General features: G+C 40.5%; 16 protein-coding genes and 1 tRNA gene. 8 read left to right on the forward strand and 9 right to left on the reverse strand.

The features are described 5' to 3' along the window. The 4 genes from H0U71_01800 (at nt 1) to H0U71_01815 (ending at nt 3,329) form a co-directional block, all read left to right on the forward strand. Nucleotides 1–366 (forward strand): helix-turn-helix domain-containing protein, encoded by a 366-nt coding sequence (locus tag H0U71_01800; GenBank protein MBA2653784.1) that lies wholly within the window; start codon nt 1–3, stop codon nt 364–366. Further along, the gene (locus H0U71_01805) at nt 359–1,414 is read left to right on the forward strand and encodes a toprim domain-containing protein (GenBank protein MBA2653785.1); all 1,056 of its coding nucleotides are present in this window, start codon (nt 359–361) and stop codon (nt 1,412–1,414) included. The genes H0U71_01800 and H0U71_01805 overlap by 8 nt, the downstream gene beginning before the upstream one ends. After that, a complete protein-coding gene (locus tag H0U71_01810) occupies nt 1,411–2,397 on the forward strand; it encodes an AAA family ATPase (protein MBA2653786.1) in 987 nt (328 codons plus the stop codon). Before H0U71_01805 ends, H0U71_01810 begins: the two co-directional genes overlap by 4 nt. A gap of 329 nt (nt 2,398–2,726) precedes the next feature. Beyond that, nucleotides 2,727–3,329 (forward strand): hypothetical protein, encoded by a 603-nt coding sequence (locus H0U71_01815; GenBank protein ID MBA2653787.1) that lies wholly within the window; start codon nt 2,727–2,729, stop codon nt 3,327–3,329. 126 nt (nt 3,330–3,455) lie between these two features. Here H0U71_01815 and H0U71_01820 read toward each other — a convergent pair whose 3' ends face one another. From H0U71_01820 to H0U71_01830, 3 genes are all read right to left on the reverse strand, one after another. Beyond that, entirely contained in the window at nt 3,456–4,259 is an 804-nt protein-coding gene (locus H0U71_01820) for an SDR family oxidoreductase (GenBank protein ID MBA2653788.1), read from the reverse strand. A gap of 177 nt (nt 4,260–4,436) precedes the next feature. Further along, complete coding sequence (locus H0U71_01825; GenBank protein ID MBA2653789.1) at nt 4,437–4,880, reverse strand: nuclear transport factor 2 family protein; 444 nt, start codon at nt 4,878–4,880, stop codon at nt 4,437–4,439. 229 nt (nt 4,881–5,109) lie between these two features. Then, nucleotides 5,110–5,186, reverse strand: a tRNA-Ile gene (locus H0U71_01830). A gap of 163 nt (nt 5,187–5,349) precedes the next feature. On the opposite strand from H0U71_01830, the gene H0U71_01835 reads away from it, so the two are divergent. Together H0U71_01835 and H0U71_01840 are read left to right on the forward strand one after the other, a co-directional pair. Beyond that, on the forward strand, nt 5,350–6,204 hold the full coding sequence (locus tag H0U71_01835; GenBank protein ID MBA2653790.1) for a hypothetical protein: 855 nt from the start codon (nt 5,350–5,352) through the stop codon (nt 6,202–6,204). A gap of 601 nt (nt 6,205–6,805) precedes the next feature. Further along, entirely contained in the window at nt 6,806–9,070 is a 2,265-nt protein-coding gene (locus H0U71_01840; GenBank protein MBA2653791.1) for a bifunctional SulP family inorganic anion transporter/carbonic anhydrase, read from the forward strand. A 52-nt stretch (nt 9,071–9,122) separates the two neighbouring features. On the opposite strand, the gene rpoD is transcribed toward H0U71_01840, so the two are convergent. From rpoD to rpsU, 4 genes are all read right to left on the reverse strand, one after another. Beyond that, nucleotides 9,123–11,177, reverse strand: a complete 2,055-nt coding sequence (gene rpoD, locus H0U71_01845; protein MBA2653792.1) for an RNA polymerase sigma factor RpoD — start codon at nt 11,175–11,177, stop codon at nt 9,123–9,125. 383 nt (nt 11,178–11,560) lie between these two features. Next, a complete protein-coding gene (locus tag H0U71_01850) occupies nt 11,561–13,279 on the reverse strand; it encodes a DNA primase (GenBank protein MBA2653793.1) in 1,719 nt (572 codons plus the stop codon). A 49-nt stretch (nt 13,280–13,328) separates the two neighbouring features. Beyond that, nucleotides 13,329–13,775 (reverse strand): GatB/YqeY domain-containing protein, encoded by a 447-nt coding sequence (locus H0U71_01855; protein ID MBA2653794.1) that lies wholly within the window; start codon nt 13,773–13,775, stop codon nt 13,329–13,331. 2 nt (nt 13,776–13,777) lie between these two features. After that, entirely contained in the window at nt 13,778–14,047 is a 270-nt protein-coding gene (rpsU, locus tag H0U71_01860) for a 30S ribosomal protein S21 (GenBank protein ID MBA2653795.1), read from the reverse strand. Nucleotides 14,048–14,373: 326 nt separating this feature from the next. On the opposite strand from rpsU, the gene tsaD reads away from it, so the two are divergent. Further along, the gene (tsaD, locus tag H0U71_01865) at nt 14,374–15,387 is read left to right on the forward strand and encodes a tRNA (adenosine(37)-N6)-threonylcarbamoyltransferase complex transferase subunit TsaD (protein MBA2653796.1); all 1,014 of its coding nucleotides are present in this window, start codon (nt 14,374–14,376) and stop codon (nt 15,385–15,387) included. A 104-nt stretch (nt 15,388–15,491) separates the two neighbouring features. Here tsaD and plsY read toward each other — a convergent pair whose 3' ends face one another. Next, the gene (gene plsY, locus H0U71_01870; protein ID MBA2653797.1) at nt 15,492–16,079 is read right to left on the reverse strand and encodes a glycerol-3-phosphate 1-O-acyltransferase PlsY; all 588 of its coding nucleotides are present in this window, start codon (nt 16,077–16,079) and stop codon (nt 15,492–15,494) included. 123 nt (nt 16,080–16,202) lie between these two features. On the opposite strand from plsY, the gene orn reads away from it, so the two are divergent. After that, nucleotides 16,203–16,757, forward strand: a complete 555-nt coding sequence (gene orn / locus H0U71_01875; GenBank protein ID MBA2653798.1) for an oligoribonuclease — start codon at nt 16,203–16,205, stop codon at nt 16,755–16,757. Here the strand turns inward: orn and H0U71_01880 are convergent. After that, a complete protein-coding gene (locus H0U71_01880) occupies nt 16,738–18,132 on the reverse strand; it encodes a nicotinate phosphoribosyltransferase (protein MBA2653799.1) in 1,395 nt (464 codons plus the stop codon). The two genes, orn and H0U71_01880, sit on opposite strands and share 20 nt — an antisense overlap. Between the last annotated feature and the right edge of the window lie 3 nt (nt 18,133–18,135).

Genomic DNA, 18,135 nt, shown 5'->3' on the forward strand with positions numbered 1-18,135 from the left:
ATGAGTACTAATAGCGAATTCTCTAAACAACTCCTACAGAATGCGGGCTCAGAAGAAGAACTGAGGTTTTATAATATTTCAAACCAAAAAATGCGTTTCTCTAAGCATGTGAAAGCTGATTTTGAGGCTATTCAATTATTTTGGATGGCCTCATTGGAAGCGTATTTTAATCAGGAAGTCATAGCCTTGATTACTGGCAGGAGTGTTAAAACCTTAGAATGCTATCGCTGGAAGAAAAGTGATATTCCATTTAGAAAAGTAGGAGGACGCGTTCTTTATCAAAAAAAAGATGTAATTGAATGGTTAGAAAGCCATCAGTTGGTTACTTCCACAAGTGCATATAGCCGGGAGGTGAACAATGGTTAGTATCAATCAGGCGCCGCTGCAAACGGCGCTTAACAAATCAATCAAAAATGATTCTACGCTAAAATCAATTACATCGAAAGCTCAAGACCGCTGGGAGAAAATATTAAGTTTCAGTGGAATCAATAATTCATTATTAAAAAAAGAAACTAGTACTTGCCCAATTTGGTGTGGTCTTAATTGTTTTAGATTTATCGATAATGGTTTTGGTTCTTTCATCTGTTATTGGTGCGAGTCTGGCGACGGCCTTAGGCTTTTACAGCTTTATAGAAAATGTGATTTAGCAACTGCATTTGCGATGGTTTCAAAAGCGCTATGTAATCCAATCAAACGAAATATCACGAGTTCAAAGCATATTAGCAGTTACCTAAATATTCAGAAGGCTAACCAACCTAATAACATATCGAAAAATGATCTGGGCAAACGTAGAAAGTCACTAAATCTTATATGGAACCAAGGAAAGCCAATATCTATTGGTGATCCGATAGATCATTACTTAAGATTACAGGGCATCAAATTGGATACATTTCCATCCATATTACGTTTTCACCCACAATTATCCTATTATGGTGACCATCATGTTCTTGTAGGAGCATTTCCAGCCATAGTTACCCTTGTTCAGGATAAAGATAACAAGTGCGTCACAATACACCGCACTTACTTAGGAAGTGGCTGTCTTGCAAAAGTTCATCAACCAAGAAAGCTCATGGCACCTATAATTCCCGGATCTACTGTTGGAGCCACAATTAAATTGTACGGTCCTAATCAAGGTAAACTTGCACTGACCGCTGGAATAGAAAGAGCACTGGCCTTTTTTAACTCAACTCAAACTCCAGTGTGGGCCGCATTAAGCGAAGAAGGAATGGATAGAATTTTACTACCAAAAGAAGTAAACGAAGTTTTGCTAGTAGTAAGTGAAGATAATTGGAAGAGCCAAAGAGCTATTAATTTATTACATAAAAGGCTTATAAGTGAAGGGCGAAAAGTTAAGAAGATAAAGCCTAAAAGAGCAGAGCAATTGATAGAGCTCTTACCGGAGGTAGGGCTATGATGCATAATAAGGAAAATACTAATAATTTTTATCTTGAATCACTTCCAACCTTAATAACTTTGGATTTAAAAAGTTTTCTTGAAATGGAATTACCACCTCGAGAATTAATTCTGAGTCCTTGGCTACCAAAAGCAGGGCTTTGTATGATTCATGCTTACCGTGGCATTGGAAAAACCCACATGTCGCTTGGAGTGGCATATGCCGTTGCCACAGGCGGTGAATTTTTAGGATGGAAAGCGCTAATTCCCAGGAAGATTCTATTTGTGGATGGTGAAATGCCAGCCTCTACACTACAAGAGCGTCTCAAACTTATTACCAAAATGTCAGGTGATTTATCTATACCTGAAAACCTAATGATAATTACTCCTGATCTGCAACCCGAAGGTATGCCTGATATTGCAACAGAGGAAGGGCAACTTTTATTAAATCGATCTATATCGGATGATGTGGACTTGGTCATCCTAGATAATATGTCTTGCTTAGCCTCAAGTATAAAAGAAAATGATGCCGCCGATTGGTCCCTGATACAGACATGGATACTCAGAATGCGAGCGCGAGGAAAATCTGTTCTCATGATTCATCATTCTGGAAAAACTGGTCTTCAGCGTGGTACTTCAAGAAAAGAAGATGTTCTTGATACAGTTATTACTTTGCAACGACCCAATGATTACGATCCTAGTCAAGGCGCAAGGTTTCTGGTCAAGTTTGAAAAGGCGAGAGGTTTTTATGGGGATGATGCCAGAGAGTTTGAGGCACAATTAATTGATGATAACGGGAAAAGCAATTGGCAAACTAGAGCACTAGAAGAAAGCAATTACATGAAAACTTATAAATTTTTGAATGAGGGACGTAAACAAAAGGAAATTGCATCCGAATTAAACCTTAACAAGGGAACTATTTCTCGTTATGTGCAGCGTGCAACACAAGAAGGAAAAATTGAAAAAAAGCAAAATAATAAGTTGCATGGTTGCTCTACTAAGTAAAGCAACTATGCAACTAATAGGCGAAATGACAACTCTACCAGCAACTAATTACGCAACCATGAAATAAACTGACTATTTATAGCGAACTTGATACCGAAAAATGCAACTGATGCTGCAACTTTAAAGACAACTAATCAGTTGTATTGTGTAATAAAAATAATTTCGGGTGAGAGGTACCTATTCTGAACATAAATAAAGGATTAAATTATTTTTTAAATCTTTATTGATAATAAACGCAACATAAGAAAGTTAAGTAAATAATTTTTTATCGACTTAGCATCACTGCTATCTATAGCGTTTCAGCTATCAGGAAAATTTATGGGGGGATTATGCATAAAAAGCCATCTGAAAAAATGAAAGAATTAAAAAATACTGCCATCTCCAGAACAAAGGTTTTCACGAATAGTATCAAAATGGCAGCTCTTACTATAAATGATATTGTGGGGCAGATGGATGTTGGTGAGGTCGATGTTAAAACTCTTCATGAGCAGATTGATGCACAAGTTAGTGAATCATTAAAGGGAGATACTTGTGGTTATGAGGTAATGTTATGTGCTCAGGCTAAGTCACTTGATACTCTTTTTAATCACATGGTCAGCCGCGCTCTTGGTTCAAAAAATGTTGAGATGTTTAGAGCTTATATGGAAATTGCTTTTAAGGCACAAAACCAAGGCCGAAAAACTATTCTGGGTATAAATTCGCTTAAAAATCCTGTGCAACAGACTATCGTGAGACAACAGAATGTAGCACTGACGCAGCAGGTGAACAATGCGAAAGCGATGAATTTTAGGAAAAAAAATCTCAAAAACGAACTGATAAGGAAGGAGAAGTATGAGGCAATGGACTTTGGAGGAACGCTTAAAACAGGCTCAGTTAATCAGGATCCAGAAACCGTGGAGATGGTCTACAGGTCCAAAGACACTTCATGGTAAAGCCTCCAGCCGGACCAATGCATGCAAGGATGGCATGTATAATAAGAACATGAGAAGTGTCGGGCTCTTTATTTCAGAGTGTCGGAAATCATTAAATAAAATTTAGAGTTAGAGAATATGTAACAGCTAGAGTTCTTCTGGTGTTGCTGTGCTACCTGCTAAGATACCGCCATCAATATTTAATTCTACACCAGTAACGTAGGTAGACTCATCCGAAGCCAAATATAAAGCTGCATAGGCAACATCTAAGGCAGTTCCCATTTTTCCAAGTGGTATTTCAGAAGAGATTTTTTTAATCATATTTTCTCTGTCTATACCTTTGCCAAGCATAGGATCCCACATGGGTGTTAATATCGCTCCAGGATGAATAGAATTACACCGGATATTATATTGCATTTCTGCACAGTAAAGCGCGACGGATTTAGTATGATTTCTAGCTGCTGCTTTACTTGCAGCATAAGCAACCATATGTGGGATGCCTACAAGTCCTGAGCGCGAAGATATGTTAACTATACTGCCTGATTTATTTGATTTCATTAATTGAATTGCGTATTTACATCCAAGAGCAACACCATCTGAATTGACGGCCATAACTTTGTGCCAACTCTCAAGATCAAAATTTTCTGCATTATGGGGTCCCTTTGTTTGTGTAAATCCACCAATGCCAGCATTATTAACCAGGATGTCTAGTTTGCCGAATTTTTCTTTTATGTATTCAAATGCTGTAATCCAATCATTTTCCTTACTGACATCTAAATGGATATATGTAGCACCTGTTCCAAGATCATTAGCAATCTTAGAACCTGACTTATCTGCAATATCACTTAGAATAACCAGTGCATCTTCTGAATGAAATAACCTCGCAATAGCTTTGCCGATCCCACTCGCTGCTCCAGTTATTAAACAAGTTTTATTCGACAATCTTTTCACTGATGACCCCATTATAAAAAATTAGCCACGATTTAATGTAATCTAGATTCATATTCTTGAAACTGATATTTGATTGCTGCAATTAGAGACATCAAATCTGGGATAACACCTAGTGCAAAATTATTCATTACATTATTAAAACTAAAATTATTTGGCTAGCCCCAAAGCAAAACTAATTTACTCCGGGTGATGGTACTTATCCTCATTAATAACTTTGAAACCGCGCCAACCCCAGTAAACTCTATGATACTGAATAAGACCATCTTTAATTTCCATAACCTCAACGAAATCCATTTGCTCTCCCTGGGGTGTCTGTCTCGGATATTCGAAAATGAGAGTTTTGCCATCTGTAAAAAAATTCTGCTTAAAATATTTGCGTGTAGGTGGCTTACGTTTAGAAACTATCTCTAATAATTTTCTGAGTTCGTTTCTGCCCTTGCAGATACCAGTATCAGTTTCTAATAGATGTGGTATTAACGGACTTTCAATGATTGCATCAGGAGCATATAGCTTTAGTAAGGCTTCCACATCGTTCTTTGCAAGAGCTGTGTCCCATTCGTGGTAAATTTTCTCAGCAGTTTCTTTAAGAATTTGATGATTTTCAAAGACTTCTCTATCCATACAACGCCTCTTTAAATTTGACTATATAAATAATCATAAGCTAGGTTTTTCTTTTTTTGTAATATCAAGCAGTTTAAAAGAAGGATTTTTGAGAATTATCGTTTTAGGATTAGAGTTCTATGTAGGTAGAAAGTTCTCCTTTTTTAGGGGAAGAGCCCTAATCCTTCTACATAGCTTCTACATGGATTTTTCCAAAATTCCCAACTCCATCCTAAGTCATTGAAAATACTGGTGGGCCCGCTTGGACTCGAACCAAGGACCAAGGGATTATGAGTCCCCTGCTCTAACCAGCTGAGCTACGGGCCCGGTGAAGGGGTAGAATAATAACGTATTGTTTTGGCGAGGTAAATAGGGGTGTTAATTTGCAAATTTTCGGTGAGGAACGAAGGCGCTTTTAATCCTTGCTTTCGGTCTTAAGTTTTCCGCTCGAATGCTGTATAGTGCTTTTGGTTAGAAAAGGAAGCTAAAAATGTATGATAAATTGGATTACTTAAAAGCTAAACTTCTTACAGTGCCCAAAGATATAACCTCCGCTCTTAAAGAGGATGCAGCAACACAGATTGAGTCGGAATTAGAATATCTGGCTGCTAATAAGACAGATGAAGTTGTTAAAATTAACGTTTTATTGGCACTGCTTTTATTGGCTCATCAGCTTGAGATGAAGAAAATAGCCTTCTCAGAAGTGATTAAAGAACAAATAAAAGATCAATTTCAAGACATGGCGTCTCATGTTGATCTTCGCAATTGGATTGTGCAAACAATGCAGGGTATTCCCGAAATCCAGTGCAAACCTGAAGCAAATATTTCCAATCAAATAGCCGTAGATAAGCTGAAGCAACAGCTATCGGACTTCAAAACTTGTGTCAATTCAATCGTGGGTCAAGAGCTAGTTGAAGCGTCTAAGAATAAAACCCCCGCCAACCTACTGGATATTCTACTTCTTACAGCGCTGGCAAAGCAGCGTATCGTAAATTTTAATGATAAATCTGTTCAAGATGATTTCCGTTCTTTTTCCAGGTGTATGCAAAGTATGACCCGTGAAAAGAAAATGCAAAAACTGGGCAATATAGCGTCAGCGATCTGTTATACATGCGCTCTTATAGGTGTGATTATCATTGTTGCAGGCGTAAGTATACCCACCGGTGGAATGGGTGGGCTTTTAGCCGTATCGATTGTAGCTGGGCTTGTGTCTGCATATGCTGAGCACACAGCAAACGCAAGAAGCGTCAACAAAAAAGCACGTGGCATTGAGGAATCGGTTAACTACTGTGTGGAGTCTGGAGCTGAATTAATGCCTGTACATCTAGGGCTGCCTATTCCGTAATTATGCGGTGCCTAAATTTTGTTCAGTAAGAAGTTGCTGCGTTTGTCTCATGTAATAACTAACTTTAGAAATGCTTGTAATCCACCATCTAGCCACGCAATTCACTTTTGCTCATTTTAGGCGCCAAAGAGGACATTTCTTGAATCTTTGCTTTCGATCTTAATTTTTTGGCTAAAATGCTGTATAGTGCTTATGGTTTGAAAGAAGAAAGGTAAGAAAATGGATGAAAAATTTACACTTAATACCCATAACCTCCCTTCTTAAAAGAAATACAGAACACCAACAAAGTAGCCTTGATGTAGCAAAGCGAAATCAAGGTTTTTAGCGATTTGAGCCACTGGTACGAGACAAAACGCAAAATCCATTCGCCATCTCCGACTGATCGCTGGATCCCGCGATCAAGTCGCAAGACGACGACTGAGGGAACTACGGGACGGCTCTTAGAAGCAGACTTTAAGAAAATATTAATATTCAAACAGTAGACTGAATACTTTTGTCATTTAAAAGTGACCCGGGGTTTGTTAGATCAAATCAAGTTCAATAGAGGAAGACATGGTAGGTGTCGCGCTTCCCCTTAAATTGCAACGAGGAAAATAACATCATGAGCCTAAGAAGATATCTGAATTTAGATTTTGGAATTCCCAATTTAATACCCGAATGGAAAAAGCTATTCTCTAAACAATACCTTCTTGATGATATTAACGCAGGCCTCACAGTTGCTTGTGTCGCCATTCCACTTTCTCTTGCGATTGCTTTGGCGTCAGGTGTTTCCCCTGCTGTAGGTTTGGTCACTGCCATAATTGGGGGTATCGTTTGTGCTTTATTTGGAGGTACCCCATTAGCAGTGAGTGGTCCTGCGGCAGCGATGACTATTCTAATCGCGAATAGTGTGGAAAAGTTTGGTGTCAAAGGTCTCGTGTTTATCTGTTTAGTGATTGGGTTGATGCAGCTTCTGAGCGGAGTTCTTAGGCTGGGAAGATTGAGTCGTTTTGTCCCCCTTCCTGTAATCGCTGCCTTTACTTCCGGTATCGGCGTTATCATTATTATTGGCCAATTGCCCCGGATTTTTGGATTAAGTCAGCCTGCTACGGCGAGCATTTTTAGTGTTATTAGTCATCTTTGGCAGTATTTGTCCTCGATTCAACCAGTAGCGTTGATTGTGGTAGCGGTTACTATCACTATAATTCGTTTATTGCCAAAGGTCTTGCCAAAAATCCCTGCGGCCATTATCGCTGTGATAGCAGCTACAAGTATAGTGCACCTCTTTTCTCTATCTGGGCTTCCCGTTATCGGAGACATACCCCGTACCTTACCTATGCCTAAATTACCTTCCATGGCGATAAGTTCCATGGGTGAACTGATGCTAACAACATTTACTATTTATATGCTGGCGTGTCTTGAGACCCTGCTGTCCTCTAGCGCCATTGATAAACTCATTAAGGTAGAGAAGCATGACCCAGATCAAGAATTGATAGGGCAAGGCTTAGGTAACATTGTATCCTCTCTTTTTGGTGGCATCCCGCTGACTGGCGTAATCGCGCGGTCAGCAGTGAATGTTAAGTCAGGCGCAAAGACCAGACGAGCAAGCATTATTCATTCTATTGTCCTATTATTAGCAGTTTTTTTTGCAGCACCACTTATTGCGATGATCCCTATTGCAGCATTAGCAGGGGTATTAGTATCGGTCGCATTCTCGATGATCAATTATCAAGAGTTCCGCAATTTATTACGCACTTCTCATAGTGAGGCCGCTATTTATGCGGTGACCTTCTTAATGATTATCTTTGTGGATCTTACCGCGGGTATTCAGGTCGGTATTCTTGCCGCTTGTTTGATTATCTTAGTGCGGGCTTCAAAAAACCATATGCATATTTCTTCTCATTCTAAAGATGCGGTGCGCTTATCACTCCATGGACCTCTCACATTCTTATCAATGACTAAGGTCTCAGAACTGGAGAAAAATTTGCAAGATGAATCCCCCTCAAAACCGATCATTTTAGATCTGTCGGATGTAACAGATTTAGATAGCTCAGGGGCTTCCGCTATCATCGACTTTGTAAATAACTTTCATAATCGCGACTTCAATGTCTTCCTCAAAGGTTTACCACGACGATTTGAATCGCTCTTCATGGTGTGTGAAGGAGAGAAAATATTTGAGGAATGTTACATTTCGTCAGAAAGTGAATTAAAAGATAAATTATCATTAAAATCCTTTCATGGACGCTTATTGCATGGGGTGCAGAAGTTTCATGCGGATATAGAAGGGGCGGACAAACGGCTATACGAACATATTGCCAACCGGCAAGATCCGCATACTTTATTTATCACTTGTTCTGATAGTCGCATTTTAACATCCATGATCACTCAATCTGATCCAGGAGAATTATTTATCGTTCGAAATGTGGGTAATTTTATTCCTCCCTATAACCCGGAGGAGCTGCACAGTGAAGTGGCTGCGCTTGAGTTTGCCCTCACCCAACTTGATATCAGAGAGATTGTAATCTGTGGTCACAGTAACTGTGGCGCCATGAAAGCGGCTAGCGAAGGCAATCTAAATTTACCTGCACAGTTAACGGGTTGGGTAGATAGGATCAAGAGTCAGTTAAATTTAAGCATTAAAGATGTTAACGAACTCGCTAAACAGAATGTAATGAATCAAATCGGTAACTTAAAACAATACTCATTAGTTAAACAAAAACTGGAAAAGAAATCTCTTAACATTCATGGTTGGTTTATTGATTTAGAGCAACATGTGATTTTTGAATGGAATGAGCGTGTTAAAAGCTTCACAGCGATTGGTGCTGAGGGGACTGCGATGCCAAAACTATTAAATGCAGACAAGGAAACAGTCGAGGTATTTAATTAATGTCACTTTGAATGATAGCCCGGACTTAGCTTGTCCGGGCTATCACCTGAAACTACTCTTCTACGTCTAAGAAACTACGTAATTTTTCTGATCGGCTAGGATGGCGTAATTTACGTAATGCTTTCGCTTCAATTTGTCGTATACGCTCACGGGTAACATCGAATTGTTTGCCCACTTCTTCGAGCGTATGGTCAGTATTCATATCAATACCAAAGCGCATCCGTAATACTTTGGCTTCGCGAGGGGTAAGACTGGAAAGTACCGTCTTGGTGGCCTCTCTGAGGCCCTCAATCGTAGCAGCATCAATCGGAGATAACATTGTGGTATCTTCAATGAAGTCACCGAGATGCGAGTCGTCATCATCGCCTATCGGCGTTTCTAACGAAACGGGTTCTTTCAATTTTAGAACCTTGCGTATTTTATCTTCACTCATGTCCATAAACTTGCTCAGTTCTTCTGGACTGGGTTCTATTCCGGTTTCTTGCAGTATTTGACGAGATATACGATTGAGCTTATTGATAGTTTCAATCATATGCACAGGAATTCGAATAGTCCTGGCTTGGTCAGCAATCGAACGGGTAATGGCTTGACGTATCCACCAGGTTGCATAGGTAGAAAACTTATAGCCACGGCGATATTCAAATTTATCCACCGCTTTCATAAGACCAATATTACCTTCTTGGATTAGATCCAGAAATTGAAGGCCACGGTTGGTGTACTTTTTCGCAATAGAAATAACTAAACGTAAATTTGCCTCAATCATTTCTTTTTTGGCGCGCCGGGCTTTGGCTTCACCAATAGACATGCGGCGATTGACTTCTTTGATATCTGGAATAGTGAGCTTGTATTCTTTTTCAATAATAATAAGTTTTTTTTGCAGCCTTAAAATTTCGGTTTCATGAGCACGCAAAATCTTCTCTTTATCTTTGTGCTTAGTAATATAACTTTCAAACCACTCAAGATTGGTCTCGTTATTAATGTAAGAATCTAGAAAATTAGCTTTAGGGGTTTTGGCTTTATCAACGCACAATTTTACAATGATACGTTCTTGTTCCTGCACCTCTACCAACATTTCCCGTAACTTACGCGATAACTTATTGAATTGTTTAGGAGACAATTTGAAATGAATAAAGAGATCTGTTAAATTTTCTTGGATCTTTAACGCTTTGGCGCTGTGTTTGCCGTGTTTTGCTGCGGTAGTGCAGAAAGAATTATAAACCGAGCGTAATTCCTCGAAACGCTGTTTTGCAATGAGGGGATCTGGACCACTGTCCATGATGTCGGCGCCTTCGGTCGTTTCTTCATCCTCTTCTTCATCACCTTTAGGCTTAGCGGCCTCGAATTCTTCTTCCTCTTCGGTTTCTTCACCCGTTTTGGCTTCGGTTCCATCGCCTTCTTCATCACCTTCAGGTGCTAAGGCTATTTCTTCAGGAATTTCTTCGTCTAACTTTTTCTTTTTCTTGCCTGTCCCTGTGGTAGGTGCAGCAGGTTCTTCAAATTCTAAATCTCCTTCAAGATCTGCAAATTCTGGTTCAACTGGAATTTCCACTTCTTGTTCAACAATTTGGGCTTCATCAACGTCATCATCGATAAAACCGGTGATGATATCAGTAAGACGTTTTTCACCCGTTTCCACTTTGTCGTATTGCGATAAAATTGAAGCAATGACTTCTGGATATTGTGAAAGCGCGGTTAATACGAGCTTTAAACCTTCTTCAATGCGTTTAGCAATCGCTATCTCGCCTTGGCGGGTGAGTAATTCAACGCTGCCCATTTCGCGCATATACATGCGAACGGGATCAGTAGTGCGTCCAAATTCGCCGCTATCAATAGAAACGAAGGCAGCAACAGCTTCCTCAGCCTCATCTTCATCAATAAGAGCGACATTTTCAGGAAGGAGGGGTGAATCTTCATCGGGCGCTGTTTCGCAGATGGTAATCCCCATTTCATGGATTCTGCTGTAAAGGATTTCTACTTGTTCAGCGTCTTCAAGAATTTCTTCGGGAATTTTATCTTTGATTTCATCATAAGTTAAAAAACCGAAGGGCTTTCTTTGCAAGCCTATCTTGAGAAGTTCTTGAAATTCATCGTATTTATCTTGCTCAATGACCATGCTGTCTCCGTAGTACCAGTTAATGAAGTTATTAACCGTATAGGCGAAAAAAAATATTCAGCCACAGAGAGAAATACTCACTCTGTGCCACCTTTCCACGAAAAAAATTTCCTTTAGGCGCCGATAAATCGGCTTAAAAAATAGGCACGAACGTATAGCTGCTAAGCACTTTCGATAGCCTCAGCCACTCACATCCGTGTAAATGACGTTTTGGTAGCCAAAACATTGTATATTAGCAGTTAATTTTTATATTGCCAGTTTATCCCTCAAATCCTTTCTATTAGATAAGATTAAAACAGCTTATTGCGCTAATTTAGTCACTCCGCCATCGCTCGCGACCCGGTCGCGGGAGAGGGGGAATGCAGGACTGTCCCTGGTTAACCTAATAAAAGCTTTTGTAAAAGTTGCTTTTCTTCCTGTGTTAATCCTTCCTTCTTACCTTTTGCTAACAAAATTTGGATGTGCTGTTCAATGCCATTTTTAATAATTCTGGCAACAGCGCCTTGTAGTTCATCTTGCCAACCCTCATCGGGAGTGAGGATGTCCTGTGAGGCAAGTTCTATCACTAGCGGCTTTTGCTCTTCATCTTGCAAATGTTCTAACAAAGAGCCGGTTGTTGCAGGAGAATTTTGCTGAATAATCTGGATCACTTTTTGGAGTAAGTCCATTCCCTCCAGTTTAATAGTAAAAAAGTTCTGTGGGATTTCCAGGTTTTTGCCTAAAAGGGGACGCTGTAAAATGATGCTGAGGGCGAGTTTAAGCGGAGCATAAAGTTTTTTTGTGGGTGGTAGCAAGGCACGTGTTTTTCTAGGCGTTTCTGGCTCTGGATTTAATAGTGAGGCTATTTTTTCAAGGTTCAGACCGACCAGTTTAGATAAACGATCATACATCAATTCTTGAAAAACGCCCTTTGGCTGTTTTTGTAAGTACTTATCAACCAAATAAACGAGGCGAGTTTTACCCGCAAGCGTGTTGATTTCCGTTTCAGAGGATATTTTTTTAAAGAAGAAATCCACCAAGGGCATGGCTTCTTGGATTTTAGCTAAAAACCCTTCCTTGCCTACCTTGCGAAGGTAGCTATCGGGATCTTCTGTGGTGGGGAGAAATAAAAAATTAAGATCCAGGCCGGTATGCATAGCGGGTAATGCGATTTCCAGTGCGCGCCAGGCGGCACTACTTCCTGCCTCATCTCCATCAAAACAGAAAATTAAGGATTGAGTGAAACGGAGCAATGTTTGAATGTGCTGTGTGCTAATAGCAGTCCCCAGCGTGGCCACTGTTTCCGTCATTCCAAATTGGTGTAATGCAATGACATCCAAATAACCTTCAACAACCATAATTTGTTTTAATTGTTTATTAGCTTGCAAAGCTTCATGGAGTCCATAAAGCTCGTTGCTTTTATGAAACAGACTGGATTCCGGTGAATTTAAGTATTTTGGCATTTGATCGCCAAGACTCCTGCCCCCAAAGGCGATTGCTTGACCACGACGGTTACGGATGGGGAACATTATCCGATCACGGAATCGGTCATAAGGCGTCTTGTCTTTTTTTAAACCGAGCATGCCTACATCGACTAATTGTTTTTTTATCTCGGGGGTTTTGACCAGAGCTCGGCTCAAGTTTTCCCAACCGCTGGGGGCGAACCCTATTTGAAATTTGGCAATAATTTCGTCCGTTAAGCCGCGGTGTTGTAAATATTCGCGAGCCTGATGGTTCTGTGCCAATTGCTTTCGATAATAGAGGATAGCCTCTTCTAAAAGGTCGGTTTGTGGCTTTTTTTCAGTTTCCGTGAAGTGGCCTTGCTCCGGTAAGGGCATATTTGCCTTGGAAGCGAGTGATTCAATGGCTTCTTGGAATGATAATTTCTCATAGGCCATTAAGAAGCCAATGGCATTACCGTTAGCCTTGCAGCCAAAACAATAATAAAACTGTTTCGTTTGGCTTACGCTGAAAGAAGGTGTTTTTTCATGGTGAAAAGGACATAAGCCTGAATAATTTGCTTGGCCCGTTTTTTTAAGGGTAATACGAGGCTCTATGATTTCAACAACATCAATACGGGAGAGGACTTCATCTATAAAAGATTGCGGTAGTTTCACTAAGGAGCACCACTGGTTGAACTAATTAAGATATGGATAAACGGCTACTTTAGAGGGACGCTAATGCATCTTTAATTTTTTTGCTGACTTCGGCCACATCTGCTCGGCCTTGAATTTGGGGTTTTAGGATAGTCATGACCTTGCCCATGTCTTTCATTGAAGTAGCACCTGATTCTGTGAGTGCATTGTGGACAAGCTTTTCTAGCTCTGTGGAGCTTAATTGTTCAGGTAGGTAAGCTTCGAGCACCGTCAATTCATAAGATTCCTGGTCGGCTAAATCTTGCCGACCAGCATTCTGAAATTGAGAGAGGGAATCCCGCCGTTGTTTTATCATCTTGTCGATCACATTTAATATTTGTGGCTCGTCAAGTGTAATGCGTTCATCAACCTCACGCTGCTTTATGGCTGCAAGTAACAAGCGAATAACCCCAAGGCGCCGTTGTTCTTTGGCACGCATGGCATTCTTCATATCCTCTGTTATTTTCTCCCTAAGCATCTTTATACTTGCTCTTCTCTACTATATTCTCTTCTAACTTCTTTTTGTTTTACGCGTCTTGCATTGCGTTGATACAACTCTCTTTCTTTTGCTAGTTTTTTCTGGAAGCGCTTAACTGCAGCGGCACGTTTGCGTTTACGTTTTGAAGTTGGCTTTTCGTAAAACTCCATTTGCCGTAATTTAGTTGGAATTCCAGCTTTTTCACATGCTCGTTTGAAGCGTCGTAGCGCAACATCAAAAGAATCACATTCTTTTACGTTGACGTAAGGCATTAAAAAATCACCCCGGACTTAATATATAAGTTAAAAAACACTTATGTGGTACTCTAAAAATTAATATTTAATTTCTAGGTCACCTTATTTGCATAAGTGACAAAGGAGGGTATCTTAAAAGGAATAGGCCACTCTGTAAAGGGAATATTCATATTATGCCGGGGGAGATACACCCAGGCAGCGATGAGGGTGGGGTTAGGTTGCTGTCTTAATCTAAGTAAAGTAGCCTGGATGCAGCGCAGCGGAATCCGGGTTCCCTGATTGTACTCGGCTAGAAAAGCTCTGGGAATCGGTTGTGCGAACTTTTGGTTTAGAAGAGAAAGTATATGAAAGTTCTTGGAATAGAAACCTCCTGTGATGAAACGGGGGTAGCCATTTATGATGCTGATAAAAAATTACTCAGCGATAAATTATATAGCCAAATTCAACTCCATGCACAATTTGGTGGCGTGGTTCCTGAATTAGCCTCCCGCGATCACATTAAAAAATTGCCCTTATTGACTGAGGAGGCGTTGAAAGAAGCAAAGCTGTCTATTAATGAGATTGATGCAATTGCTTATACAGCAGGCCCGGGTCTTGTAGGAGCACTGATGGTCGGGGCTTGTTTTGCTAAAAGTTTAAGCTTCTCGTTAAATATTCCCGCACTCGGCGTCCATCATATGGAGGCACATTTATTAGCGGCCATGCTCGAAGACCATCCTCCATCGTTTCCATTTATTGGGTTATTAGTTTCTGGAGGCCATACCTCTCTTGTTAGCGTGAAAGGACTTGGCGAATACACTGTTCTTGGAGAAACGCTAGATGATGCAGTAGGGGAAGCGTTTGATAAAACAGCAAAGCTATTAAATTTGCCCTATCCAGGTGGAGCTGCTTTATCTCGATTAGCAAAGGAGGGAGTGCCGCGATTTACTTTCCCGCGTCCTATGATTGATCGTCCCGGCCTAGATTTCAGTTACAGTGGATTAAAAACACACGTAGCCACTGTAATAAGGAGTCACGATAAGGATTCTCGTTTGTTCGCAGATATTGCTTACGCTTTCCAAGAAGCGGCGGTTGATACATTGGTGAGTAAAGCGAAGAAGGCGTTAGAGCAAACCCAACTTAAACGTTTAGTGGTTGCAGGAGGCGTAGGAGCAAATGAATTACTGCGTCGTCGGTTGAGGGAAATGGGTCAATCACTCGGTGCGGAGGTTTTCTATCCTCGCCCTATCTATTGCACGGATAACGGCGCAATGGTAGCGTATTTAGGTTGCCAACGATTATTAAGAGGAGAGCAAGACCCTTCATCTAGAATTAATGTCAGAGCAAGGTGGTCTTTAGAAGATTTAAAGGGGACTTGATAGTTTCTTAACTACCTTCCACGTCGTCCCGCGACTTGATCGCGGGATCCAGCGATCCACCTCAAAAAGCGTGAGTCAGAAAGCCCCAGTGCTACATCGAACTGTTAAAATACAACTTTGGTTTCCGTGCCGTTTCGAAGTCGTTCAATGTTTTCCCAATGGCGCCAGATAAGCAGTGAAGTCATAATCAGCACTGGAAAGAAGTAAGCCGCATGCCCAAAAATTAGCGCATAAAAGGGCAGTAATACCGCAGTGATTAGGGCGGCTAGGGAAGAATATCGGGTGAAATAAATAACAGCTACCCACGTTAATACGGCAAATAGACCGGCAAAAAAACTTAAGCCAAAAACGGCACCAATTGCAGTCGCGACTCCTTTCCCGCCTTCAAATTTAAAAAATACAGGATAAATATGGCCTAGCAGGGCAATAAGCGCAATAAGCGCTAAAGCAAAAGGAGATACGCCGACCATCCGCCCTAAGATAACGGGAATGAACCCTTTTAAGGCATCTGCGATTAAGACAATTAATGCGGCTTGCTTGCCGCCAAGACGAAGTACATTGGTAGCGCCTGGATTGCGAGAACCTTCAGTGCGAGGGTCTGGTAATCCCATAAACTTGCAAATCAACACAGCGGATGATATTGAACCGAGTAGGTAGGCAATGATCGCTAAAACTATGAACATTCGAGGCACTCCATGCTGATTGGATAGGTCATAGTAATTTATTCGGTCTAGGTTGAAAAGGTATCGCCCTAATTTAATTGTCAGTACTTAGGATCTATGCTTCAATTAACGGTTTTAATTTAGGGAAAAATCATGATTCCAAGGCCAGATAGTTTAATTTGGTTAGATTTAGAGATGACTGGCCTAGATCCGGAGCACGATCGTATAATTGAAATTGCGACAGTGGTGACTGATCCTCAACTTAATGTCATCGCTGAAGGCCCCGTTTTGGCTATTCATCAAGCTGAAGATCTATTAAAGAACATGGATGATTGGAATACCCATCAACATAATAAATCAGGTCTAGTTGACAGAGTCCGACAAAGTCCCATCACTGAGCGGCAGGCGGAAGAGAAAACCTTAGAATTTTTATCACAGTATGTGATGGCGGGTAAATCGCCTATGTGCGGTAATAGTATTTGTCAGGACCGACGCTTTATTTATAAATTAATGCCTAAACTAGCCGTGTTTTTTCATTACCGTAATTTGGATGTGAGTAGTATCAAAATTCTTGCTCAGCATTGGGCACCCTCAATATTAAATAATTTCACGAAAGAATCGACCCATTTAGCATTACAAGATATTTACGATTCGATTGCTGAACTTCGCTATTATCGGGAACATTTTTTTAAGCATTCATCTTTTTGATTTTTTCAAGCAACTTTTCGATGGTCAGTTGTAAATTTTGTCCAAGGGAAACTGGGTAAGGTTTTAAGGCAAAAGAGGAGTGGATCTTTACTTGCTCTAATGTCTGGGAGCGAATCTGATGTATGTTGGGGAGAGTATAGGTTAAGACACCTTTTTGAAAAATTGTTTGCAACAAATCCTGACTTTCGTGCGGTTTTTTGGTTTTGAAAAGTTCTTCTCCGAGTTCTATATCATAGATTATGTCCTCCACGGGCAATCCATGTTCAAACAAGCGCCGCGTTTGTAGTATTCCAGGTATGGTAGACTTTTGAGGATCATTCGATAATTTGATTTTATAATCCCATTCCCCTGATATGTTTTTTAATGCAGTTAATTTGTAAATGGCATTGAGAGAGGGTTGATCATGAGAAGTGACCAATCGTGTTCCTACCCCCCACGAATCAATAGGTGCATTATTCTCTTTTAAGGTTCGGATAACATGCTCATCTAAATCGCCGCTAGCAATTATTTTAGTTTCACTTAAGCCAGCGTTATCAAGTAAGTTGCGTGCTTTGCGACTGAGTTCTAATAAATCACCTGAATCAAGACGAATAGCCGCTAGTGTTTCCTTCTCAGCAGCTAGCAGTTTTGCCGTTTCAATAGCATGTTTGATGCCATTGAGGGTGTCATACGTATCTACTAATAAAACGGTATTACTTTTCATGATTGTGGCGAATTTTTGGAATGCCTCTAATTCGCTTGGAAAAGCCATAATCCAACTATGTGCCTGAGTGCCATTTATCGGGATATCATATAATTTACCCGCTAATACATTAGAGGTAGCACTGCAACCTCCTATGTAGGCACTTCGACTAGCTGTTAATCCCCCGTCGGGTCCTTGAGCTCTGCGTAACCCAAATTCAATAACAGGGTCATCTTGGGCCGCAAGATATACTTGAGATGCCTTAGTGGCGATGAGTGTGGCAAAGTTTATAAAGTTGAGTAGTGGGGTTTCCAATAATTGACATTGTAAAATCGGGCCCTTTATTCGAAGCACAGGTTCTTTTGCGTAGACAATAGTCCCTTCTGGGACCCCATCAAGGTCACAGGTAAAGGTTAAATTTGATAAATAGGTTAGAAACTCCCCTGAAAACAGGGCGCCATCGCCATTCTCAACTCCCTCTAAATAAGTCAAATCAGAAGCTGTAAATTTGAAATCCCTTAAAAACTCGATAATGCGTTCTAAGCCAGCTGCTACCATAAAGAGGCTTTGCAGGGGTAGCATGCGAAAAGAGAGATGGAATATGGCTTCTTGCTCGGCAAGGCCCAGTTTCCAATAATTATATGCCATAACTAACTGATATTGATCAGTCAATAAAGGAGAATACGTGGGCATTTT

Source organism: Gammaproteobacteria bacterium (genome assembly GCA_013697705.1).
GTDB lineage: Bacteria > Pseudomonadota > Gammaproteobacteria > UBA6002 > UBA6002 > UBA6002.

Excerpts from the sequence above, each read along its gene's own strand:
- H0U71_01800 (MBA2653784.1), top strand. The coding sequence starts at position 1 with ATGAGTACTAATAGCGAATTCTCTAAACAACTCCTACAGAATGCGGGC.
- H0U71_01805 (MBA2653785.1), top strand. The coding sequence starts at position 359 with ATGGTTAGTATCAATCAGGCGCCGCTGCAAACGGCGCTTAACAAATCA.
- H0U71_01810 (MBA2653786.1), top strand. The coding sequence starts at position 1,411 with ATGATGCATAATAAGGAAAATACTAATAATTTTTATCTTGAATCACTT.
- H0U71_01815 (MBA2653787.1), top strand. The coding sequence starts at position 2,727 with ATGCATAAAAAGCCATCTGAAAAAATGAAAGAATTAAAAAATACTGCC.
- H0U71_01825 (MBA2653789.1), bottom strand. The coding sequence starts at position 4,880 with ATGGATAGAGAAGTCTTTGAAAATCATCAAATTCTTAAAGAAACTGCT.
- H0U71_01835 (MBA2653790.1), top strand. The coding sequence starts at position 5,350 with ATGTATGATAAATTGGATTACTTAAAAGCTAAACTTCTTACAGTGCCC.
- H0U71_01840 (MBA2653791.1), top strand. The coding sequence starts at position 6,806 with ATGAGCCTAAGAAGATATCTGAATTTAGATTTTGGAATTCCCAATTTA.
- H0U71_01855 (MBA2653794.1), bottom strand. The coding sequence starts at position 13,775 with ATGCTTAGGGAGAAAATAACAGAGGATATGAAGAATGCCATGCGTGCC.
- rpsU (MBA2653795.1), bottom strand. The coding sequence starts at position 14,047 with ATGCCTTACGTCAACGTAAAAGAATGTGATTCTTTTGATGTTGCGCTA.
- tsaD (MBA2653796.1), top strand. The coding sequence starts at position 14,374 with ATGAAAGTTCTTGGAATAGAAACCTCCTGTGATGAAACGGGGGTAGCC.
- orn (MBA2653798.1), top strand. The coding sequence starts at position 16,203 with ATGATTCCAAGGCCAGATAGTTTAATTTGGTTAGATTTAGAGATGACT.
- H0U71_01880 (MBA2653799.1), bottom strand. The coding sequence starts at position 18,132 with ATGCCCACGTATTCTCCTTTATTGACTGATCAATATCAGTTAGTTATG.